At 72.7% G+C, this 8,823-nt stretch carries 6 protein-coding genes and 1 pseudogene; 6 read left to right on the forward strand and 1 reads right to left on the reverse strand.

What is annotated here, in order from left to right:
• Positions 1-221: 221 nt before the first annotated feature.
• Positions 222-1,448, reverse strand: coding sequence for an ROK family protein (locus tag HGA02_RS05195; RefSeq protein ID WP_168678103.1), 1,227 nt, complete (start codon positions 1,446-1,448; stop codon positions 222-224).
• Positions 1,449-1,530: 82 nt separating this feature from the next.
• Here HGA02_RS05195 and HGA02_RS05200 point away from each other — a divergent pair, with 82 nt between their 5' ends.
• The 6 genes and pseudogenes from HGA02_RS05200 to HGA02_RS05225 form a co-directional block, all read left to right on the forward strand.
• On the forward strand, positions 1,531-3,207 hold the full coding sequence (locus HGA02_RS05200; RefSeq protein WP_168678104.1) for a glycoside hydrolase family 13 protein: 1,677 nt from the start codon (positions 1,531-1,533) through the stop codon (positions 3,205-3,207).
• 85 nt (positions 3,208-3,292) lie between these two features.
• Positions 3,293-4,639, forward strand: a complete 1,347-nt coding sequence (locus tag HGA02_RS05205; RefSeq protein ID WP_168678105.1) for an extracellular solute-binding protein — start codon at positions 3,293-3,295, stop codon at positions 4,637-4,639.
• Positions 4,640-4,676: 37 nt separating this feature from the next.
• Positions 4,677-5,606 carry a carbohydrate ABC transporter permease gene (locus tag HGA02_RS05210; protein ID WP_168678106.1) on the forward strand — a complete coding sequence of 310 codons (930 nt, stop codon included), beginning with the start codon at positions 4,677-4,679 and terminating at the stop codon, positions 5,604-5,606.
• Positions 5,606-6,505 (forward strand): carbohydrate ABC transporter permease, encoded by a 900-nt coding sequence (locus tag HGA02_RS05215; RefSeq protein ID WP_210728201.1) that lies wholly within the window; start codon positions 5,606-5,608, stop codon positions 6,503-6,505. Before HGA02_RS05210 ends, HGA02_RS05215 begins: the two co-directional genes overlap by 1 nt.
• 75 nt (positions 6,506-6,580) lie before the next feature.
• A pseudogene (locus tag HGA02_RS05220) lies at positions 6,581-7,658 on the forward strand (DNA polymerase IV).
• Positions 7,659-7,748: 90 nt separating this feature from the next.
• A partial coding sequence (locus HGA02_RS05225) for a histidine kinase N-terminal 7TM domain-containing protein (protein ID WP_168678107.1) occupies positions 7,749-8,823 on the forward strand: 1,075 nt, incomplete at its 3' end.

Genomic DNA, 8,823 nt, shown 5'->3' on the forward strand with positions numbered 1-8,823 from the left:
GGTCGCGGTCGTGCTCACCGTGCTGCGCGCCCGTACCCGACCGGAGCTGCGCGGGCGCGTGGCCGTCGCGCTCGCGCTGCTCGTGGTCGGCTCAGCCGCGGGGACGACGGCGCGGCCCGGCATGCCGTGGTGCGACCCGACCACGCTCTGGCAGGGCCACGGGGTGTGGCACGTGCTGGCGGCCGCGGCGCTCGTGGTGCTGGCGCCGACGGTCGGCCGGGTCAGCGCGGACCCGTGCGCAGGGACGACGGCGCGATCTCGAGCGCGTGCTCGCGCACGTGGTCGAGCGCGCGCTTGACGGCCCCGACCGTGACCACGTCGCCGCCGAGGTCGGAGGCCAGCACCTGGATCCCCGGCGGGTCGAGGTAGCGGTCGAGCTCGCGGCGCACGAGCTCGAGCAGCGGTTCGCACGACGCCGCGACGGCTCCCGCGACGATCACGCGCTCGGGGTCGTAGATGCTCGCGAAGGTCGCGACGACGCGCGCGAGGAGCGCGCCCGCGTGCTCGAGGACGCTCACGGCGAGCGGGTCCTCCTCCAGCGCGGCGGCGAACACGCTGGCCGCGTCGAGCGCGTCCGCGTCGAGGTCCTGGAGGGTCGATCCCGCGTCGCCGGCCAGCCGGTGGAGCTGCGCACGGGCGTCGTCGCGCACGATCGCGGCGATCCCGTCGGCGGACCCGACGCCCTCGACGAGGTCGAGGTAGCGCATCTCCCCCACGCCGCCGTGCGCCCCGCGCAGCAGCCGTCCGTCGTCGACGACGCCCGCGCCGAACCGCTCGCCGGCGAGCAGCGTGACGTGGCAGCGCGCGTCGCGCCCGTTCCCGCGCCAGTCCTCGGCGACGGCCGCGAGGTTGGCGTCGTTGTCGGTGATCGTCGTCCAGCCGTGCCGCTCGCGCAGGTGCGCGCCGATGTCGGGGTTCATGCGCGCCCAGAAGGGGTTGTCCCGGAAGGCGGTGCGGCCGTCGCGGTCGACAGGTGCCGGGACGCCGACGGCGACCGCGAGAACGCTGCGCGTGTCGGCGGCCGCGTCACCCAGCGCGCGCACCGCGGCGCGCTCGATGAGCGCGAGACGGTGGTCAGCGGTCCCGTCGTGCGCCGCGACGGGCAGCTCGGTCCGGGCGAGCACCTCGCCGCGCAGGTCGGTCACCGTCGCGCTGACGCGGTGCTGACCGGCGTCGACTCCGACGACGACGCCGGCACGCGCGTCGAACGCGTACCGCCGGGCGGGGCGACCCCGCCGCTGGTCCCCTCCGGAGCGCTTGCTCTCGAGCTCGACGACCCACCCCTGGGCGATGAGCTCGTCGCACACGTCGTGCACGGTCGCACGCGACAGGCCCGTGGCCTCGATCAACGCCGAGCCCGTGACCTCGTCGACGTCCCAGACGTGGTCGAGCACGAGGCGCGTGCTGACCTCGCGCAGCCGCCTCGTCGAGACCGGCACCGCATCCACCCTTGACCTCCTCCGCCGATAGCGAGACTCTAGTGCCGAGCCTTAAATTTAGGGCCTAGATCAAAACGAAGCAGGGGGACGGATGACCTCGACGACGCCGGTGCTCGGGAACGTGGCGGCGGGACTGCCGCGCCAGGACGCCACCTGGTGGCGGCAGGCGGTCGTGTACCAGATCTACCCGCGCAGCTTCGCCGACTCGAACGGCGACGGGATCGGCGACCTCCCCGGCATCACCGCCAAGGTCCCCTACCTGCGCGACCTCGGGGTCGACGCCGTGTGGCTCAGCCCGTTCTACCCGTCGGCGCTCGCCGACGGCGGCTACGACGTCGACGACTACCGCGACGTCGACCCGCGCATCGGCGCGCTCGCGCAGTTCGACGAGATGCGCGCCGCGCTGCACGCCGCGGGCATCCGCCTCGTCGTCGACATCGTCCCCAACCACACCTCCGACCGGCACGTCTGGTTCCAGGAGGCCCTGGCGTCGCCGCCCGGCTCGCGTGCCCGCGAGCGCTACGTCTTCCGCCGCGGGCTCGGCGAGCACGGCGAGCTGCCCCCGAGCGACTGGACGTCGAAGTTCGGCGGGCCCGCGTGGCACCCCGCCGGGGACGGCGAGTGGTACCTGCACCTGTTCGCGCCCGAGCAGCCCGACCTCAACTGGGCCGACGACGAGGTACGGCAGGAGTTCCTCACGACGCTGCGGTTCTGGGCCGACCGCGGCGTCGACGGGTTCCGCATCGACGTCGCGCACGCGCTCGCCAAGGACATGGCGGAGCCGCTGCCGACGCAGGCCGACCTCGAGGCCGACATCTGGGGTGGTGCGCACCCGCTCGAGGACCGCGACGAGGTGCACGACATCTACCGCGAGTGGCGCCGGCTGTTCGACGAGTACGACCCGCCGCGCACCGCGGTCGCCGAGGCGTGGGTGCCCGCGCACCGCCGCTCGCGCTACGCCTCCCCCGAGGGGCTGGGCCAGGCGTTCAACTTCGACCTGCTCGAGGCGTCGTGGGACGCGGCGTCGTTCGCGTCGATCGTCGACAAGAACCTCGCGCTCGCGCGGGAGTCCGGCGCGTCCTCGACGTGGGTGCTGTCGAACCACGACGTCGTCCGGCACGCGACCCGCTACGGGCTGCCCGACGGCACCGACCTGATCGCGTGGCTGCGGTCGGACGGCACCGACCCGCGCCCCGACGAGGAGCGCGGCCGCCGCCGAGCCCGCGCCGCGACCCTGCTGACGCTCGCCCTGCCGGGGTCGGCGTACCTCTACCAGGGCGAGGAGCTCGGGCTGCCCGAGGTCGCCGACCTGCCCGCCGACGTGCTGCAGGACCCCACGTTCTTCCGCTCCGGCGGCGAGCAGAAGGGCCGCGACGGCTGCCGCGTACCGCTGCCCTGGGAGTCGCACGGCCCCACCCTCGGCTTCGGCGCGGAGCGCGCGCACCTGCCGGTCCCGGCGTCGTTCGAGCGCTTCGCCGTCGACCGGCAGGAGGCCGACGCCGCCTCGACGCTCGCGTTCTACCGGCGTGCGCTCGCCGCACGGCGCCGCCTGCAGACGACCGAGACGCTCGAGTGGCTCACGAACGTCCCCCCGACCGTCGTCGCGTTCACGCGGCCCGGCGGCTGGGCGTCGATCACGAACTTCGGCACGACGAGCGTGCCGATGCCCGCGGGTCAGGTCGTCGTGTCGAGCTCCCCGCTCGACGGCGACCGGGTGCCCGCGGAGACGACCGTCTGGCTCCGGCTCGAGGACGCGCCGGTCGACTGACGCTGGTCCGGGCGGGCGCCGACGCGCCCGCCCGACGGTGGCGGCACCCCCTGCCGCCGCAGGACACCCGAGGGGAGACGACGCCGTGCCCAGCACCAGGACCGCACGACCGCCCGCACCGCAGCCGCCGCCCGACACGGGCCCCGCCACGTCACCGCCGTCCCTGGCGTCACGCGACCTGACGCGCCGCGGGTTCCTCCGCAGCGTCGGCGTCGTCGGCGCCGGTCTCGCGCTGGGGGCGTGCGCCCGGGGTTCGGGCGGGTCGGGCACCACCGAGATCGTGTTCTTCCAGTCGAAGCCCGAGGTCATCGGCTACTTCGACGAGCTCATCCAGCAGTTCCACGACGCGCAGAGCAAGGTCCGCGTGCGGCACGACGCCACGTCGAACCTCGCCGGGTCGTTCGTGCGGGAGCGGCCGCCGGACATCGGCTGCCTCAACTACAACTTCGAGATCTCGCGCTACGTCGAGCGGGGCGTGCTGAGCGACCTCGGCGACATGCCGGAGGCCGCCCGCATCCGGCCCGACCTGCAGCCGCTCATCGACGTGACGGCGACCTACCCCGACCGCACGAGCGTCATCCCGTACTCGCTCATGGCGGCCGCGGTGCTCTACAACCGGACGATCTTCGCCGAGCACGACCTGACGCCGCCGACGACGTGGGACGAGCTCATCGGGGTGTGCGACACGCTCACCGCGGCGGGCGTCACCCCGATCTACGGGACGTTCAAGGACCCGTGGACGATCGCGCAGGGGCACTTCGACTACGCGGTGGGCGGCCGGCTCGACACCACGAAGTTCTTCAACCAGCTCAAGCGGCAGGGCACGAACGTCGGCCCGGACTCACCGGTGTCGTTCGAGAAGCAGTTCCTCGACCCCGTCGAGCAGATGCAGCAGCTGCTCCCCTACTCGAACCCGAACGCGGCGAGCCGCGGCTACGGCGACGGCAACCTCGCGTTCGCGAGCGGCGAGGCCGCGATGTACCTGCAGGGTCCGTGGGCCATCGGCGAGATCGCCAAGACCAACCCCGACCTCGACGTCGGCGCATTCCCGCTGCCGATGACGGACGACCCGGCCGACCGCAAGGTGCGCGTCAACATCGACCTCGCGCTGTGGATCCCCGAGGGTTCCCGCAAGAAGGCGGCGGCGCGCGAGTTCCTCACGTTCCTCATGCAGCCCGACGTCATCGACGCGTACAACGCGCACGCGCTCGGCTTCGGCGTGACCACCGACGCGGCGCCGGTGACGAACCCGACGCTCGTCGAGCTCCAGGAGTACTACGACCGCGCGGACTTCTACATCGGCGCCTCGCAGCTGGTCCCGCAGTCCATCCCCCTGCAGAACTACACGCAGTCGCTCGCCGCCGGCGACGCGCCCAAGCCCGTGCTCAGCACGCTCGACGCCGACTGGCGGCGCCTGGCGTTCCGGTCCTGACCACGCTCCGCCGCACTCCCACGAACGGAGACCTCCCATGGCAACCGCAGCCGCGACCCGGCCGCGCCGGAGCGACGTCGCTCCCCCGCGTGCCCCGATCACGAAGGACCGCCCGCGGGTCAACCGGACCTTCTACCTGTTCCTCGTCCCCACGCTCGTGCTGTTCACGCTGTCGATCACGCTGCCCGCGGTCATGGGCATCACGCTGAGCTTCACGGACTCCGTCGGGTTCGGCGAGTTCGAGTTCACCGGTCTGACCAACTACCTCGCCCTGTTCTCCGACCCGGCGATCCGCAGCTCGTACGCGTTCACCGTCGGGTTCGCGCTCGTCACCGTGGTGCTCGTCAACGTCCTCGCGTTCCTGCTGGCCGTCGGCCTGACCGCGAAGATCCGCGCCAAGATCGCGCTGCGCGCGGTGTTCGTGCTGCCCATGGTCATCGCGGGCATCGTCATCGCGTACGTCTTCAACTTCCTGTTCTCCAACTCCGTGCCGCAGCTCGGCGCGGCGATCGGCGTCCCGGTGCTCGAGCAGAGCCTGCTCGCCAACCCCGACCTCGCCTGGGTGACCATCGTCATCGTCACCGCGTGGCAGGCGATCCCGAGCGCGCTGCTCATCTACATCGCCGGGATCCTGTCGATCCCCGGCGAGGTGTACGAGGCAGCCGCCATGGACGGCGCGACACCCGTGCGGCGGCTGCTGTCGATCACGCTGCCGCTCGTCACCGGGTACGTCGTCATCAACATGGTCATCGGCTTCAAGAACTTCCTGAACGCCTACGACATCATCGTCGGCCTCACGAACGGCGGTCCCGGCACCGCGACCCGCAGCGTCGCCATGACGATCTTCACCGGCTTCACCGGCGGCGACTACGCCTACCAGATGGCCAACGCGACGATCTTCTTCCTCATCGCCGTCGTGCTCGCCGTCGTCCAGCTGCGCCTGACCCGCGGAAGGAGCGCGTTCTGATGACTGCCCAGACGCTCGTCACCACGACCCCCGGCCAGGTGCCGATCCGCCGGCGCCGGCGCTTCCTCGGCCGCGGCGGGGAGGACCGCCCGAGCTGGGGCGCGACCATCGCGCTGCTCGTCTGCTCGCTCGCCGTCTTCCTGCCGCTCTACGCGACGCTCACGATGGCGTTCAAGACGACCGCGCAGTCCGTCGACGGCCAGGTGTTCTCGCTGCCGTCGCCGTTCAGCGTCGACGGCTTCGTCCAGGCGTGGGAGCTGACCAACTTCCCGCGCGGGTTCGCGATCTCCGTGTTCGTCACGGCCGTCACCGTCGTCGGCACGGTGGGCCTCGCGTCGTTCGCGGCCTACGCCATCGCCCGCAACTGGGAGCGGCGGTTCTTCCGCTGGTCGTTCTTCTACCTGCTCGCCGCGATGTTCCTGCCGTTCCCCGTCCTCGCGCTGTCACAGGTCAAGCTCACCGGCATGGTCGGGCTCGCCAACCCGGTCGGCGTCGCGCTGCTGCACGTCATGTTCCAGCTGTCGTTCAGCGTGCTGCTGTTCACCGCGTTCATCCGCGGCCTGCCCGAGGAGCTCGAGGAGAGCGCCCGCCTCGACGGCGCGACCACCTGGATGGTGTTCCGGCACATCGTGTTCCCGATGATGGCGCCCATGAGCGCGACCGTCGCGATCTTCGCGTTCCTCGCCTCGTGGAACGACTTCATGATGCCGTCGCTCATCACCGCCGACTCCACGCTGCAGACCCTCCCGGTGCTGCAGAGCGTCTTCCAGACGCAGTTCAGCAGCAACTACAACGTCGCGTTCGCGTCCTACCTCATGGCGATGGCGCCCGCGATCATCGTCTACCTCTTCACCCAGCGCTGGGTCATGGCGGGCGTGACGCAGGGGGCGATCAAGTAGCCGCGACCCCCGCCGGCGCGCGCGCGGTGGCCGTCGTCCGGCGGCTGTCGGCACCGACGGGCACACTCAGGGGGCATGGGCACGGACCTCCCCTGGGTGCTGCACGTCGACCTCGACCAGTTCGTCGCGGCCGTCGAGGTGCTGCGCCGCCCGGAGCTCGCGGGCCGGCAGGTCGTGGTCGGCGGTCGCGGCGACCCGACCGAGCGCGGGGTCGTGTCGACCGCGTCGTACGAGGCCCGCGAGCACGGCGTGCGGTCGGGGATGCCGCTGCGGATCGCGGCGCGCAAGCTTCCCGACGGCGTGTTCCTGCCGGTCGACGCTCCCGAGTACGAGGCCGTGTCGGAGCACGTCATGGCGACGCTGCGGTCGCTCGACGTCGTCGTCGAGGTGCTCGGCTGGGACGAGGCGTTCCTCGGGGCACGGACGGACGACCCGGAAGCGCTGGCCCGCCGCGCGCAGGAGGCGGTGCTCCGCGAGACACGGCTGCACTGCTCCGTGGGCATCGGCGACAACAAGGTCCGCGCCAAGATCGCGACGGAGTTCGGCAAGCCCGCGGGCGTCTACCGGCTGACCGCGGACAACTGGTTCGAGGTCATGGGCGACCGCCCGACAGATCGACCTCTGGGGTGTGGGGACCAAGGTCTCGAAGCGGCTCACGGCGCTGGGCGTCACGACCGTGCGCGAGCTCGCGGACTCCCCGGTCGACGCGCTCGTCGCGGAGTTCGGGCCGCGCATGGGCGTCTGGTACCACGACCTGGGGCACGGCCTCGGCCCGACGACGGTCGACGACACCCCGTGGGTCCCGCGCGGTCACAGCCGGGAGACGACGTTCCAGCAGAACCTCACGACGCCCGAGCAGGTGCGTGAGGCGGTGCTCGCGCTCGCCCGTGACGTCGTCGGGGACACGACGCAGGACGGGCGACCGGTCGTGCGCGTCGCGCTCAAGGTGCGGTACGCGCCGTTCGTCACGACGACGATGAGCCGCAAGCTCCCGTCGCCGACGACGGACGGTGCCGCGGTCGTCGAGGCCGCCGCCGCCCTGGCCGAGAAGATCGAGGACCGCGAGGTGCGGCTGCTCGGCGTCCGCGCGGAGATGGCCCCACCCGGCGACGCCGACCCCGTCGAGCGCACGCCGGTCCGCGGCCGGATCTGACACCCGCACGGGCGACGGCCGGTCGGGTGGCGCGCCGACGGGGCCCTCACGATCGGCCGGGTCCCGCCGACAGGTCGGACGGAGGTGTCCGTGCCCACCCTCGTCGAGGCCGTCTCGCTGCTCGCGGCCCTCGTGGCGACCGCGACCGGCGTCCTCGTCGCGCGCCGACGTCGGGCCTCGCCGCTCGCGCTGCCGCTCGCCGTGATGATGTTCGGCGCGTCGCTGTGGGCCAGCGCCCGGGCGCTGCTGCACGTCGCGGAGGGCTCCGTGCCCACGACAGTGAGCCTCCACTACCTCGTCTTCCCGGGGGCGGCGGCAGTCGCCGGAGGGACGTTCTGGTACCTCGCGGTGCTGTCCGGCCGGCGCCTGTCCCGCCGTGCGGGCGCGCTGCTGCTCGTGCACCCCGCCCTCCTGGTCGTCGCGCTCGTGCTCGACCCGGTGCACGCGTGGTTCCTCCACGTCGACGTCGAGGGCACGCGCGTGACGGTGGGCGCAGGCCCGCTGTACTGGGTGCACACCGCCTACAGCTACGCGCTCATCGTCGCGGGCATCGTCCTGGCGCTCGGCGCCATGGTCCGCGCCGTGCCCGGCCACCGCCGCGTCTTCGGTGTGGCCGTGCTCGCCGCGACCATCCCGACGGTGGGCAACGTCCTGACGAACCTCGTCGCGGCGCGCACGGAGAACGTGCACCTCACGCCCGTGTTCTTCCTGGTGAGTGCAGCGATCTGGTGGTGGGTCGAGCGGTTCGGCGGGCACAGCACCGTGGTGCCGGTGGCGACCCGGCAGGTGCTGGACGTCATCGACGACGCCGTCGTCGTGCTGGACCCTCGCGGTCGCGTCCTCGACGCGAACCCGGCGGCGCGCACGCTGCTCGGCGGCGCCGACGGCACCGGGCTCGACCTCGGCGCGGACGCGCCGTGGCGGGCGTACCTCGACGACGACCCCACGCGACGGGACCGCGAGACCCTGACGACCGCGAGCGGGACGGTGCTCGACGTGCGCGTCACGCCGATGACGGACCCGGTCGGCCGGGCGGCGGGCACCGTGATCAGCGGTGGCCTCTTCGCGGGCGACTCCGCGGTGCGGTCGCTCAAGCAGGCCCTGCAGACGGCGGCGTCGTACCCCGTGGACGGCTCGTCGCCGTCCGAGGTCGGCATCTCGATCA

The sequence above is a fragment of the Cellulomonas septica genome (assembly GCF_012396155.1).
Lineage (GTDB): Bacteria > Actinomycetota > Actinomycetes > Actinomycetales > Cellulomonadaceae > Cellulomonas > Cellulomonas septica.

Bases quoted from the DNA above. Each gene is read 5' to 3' on its own strand.
- HGA02_RS05215 (WP_210728201.1), top strand. From the start codon at position 5,606: ATGACTGCCCAGACGCTCGTCACCACGACCCCCGGCCAGGTGCCGATC.
- HGA02_RS05200 (WP_168678104.1), top strand. From the start codon at position 1,531: ATGACCTCGACGACGCCGGTGCTCGGGAACGTGGCGGCGGGACTGCCG.
- HGA02_RS05210 (WP_168678106.1), top strand. From the start codon at position 4,677: ATGGCAACCGCAGCCGCGACCCGGCCGCGCCGGAGCGACGTCGCTCCC.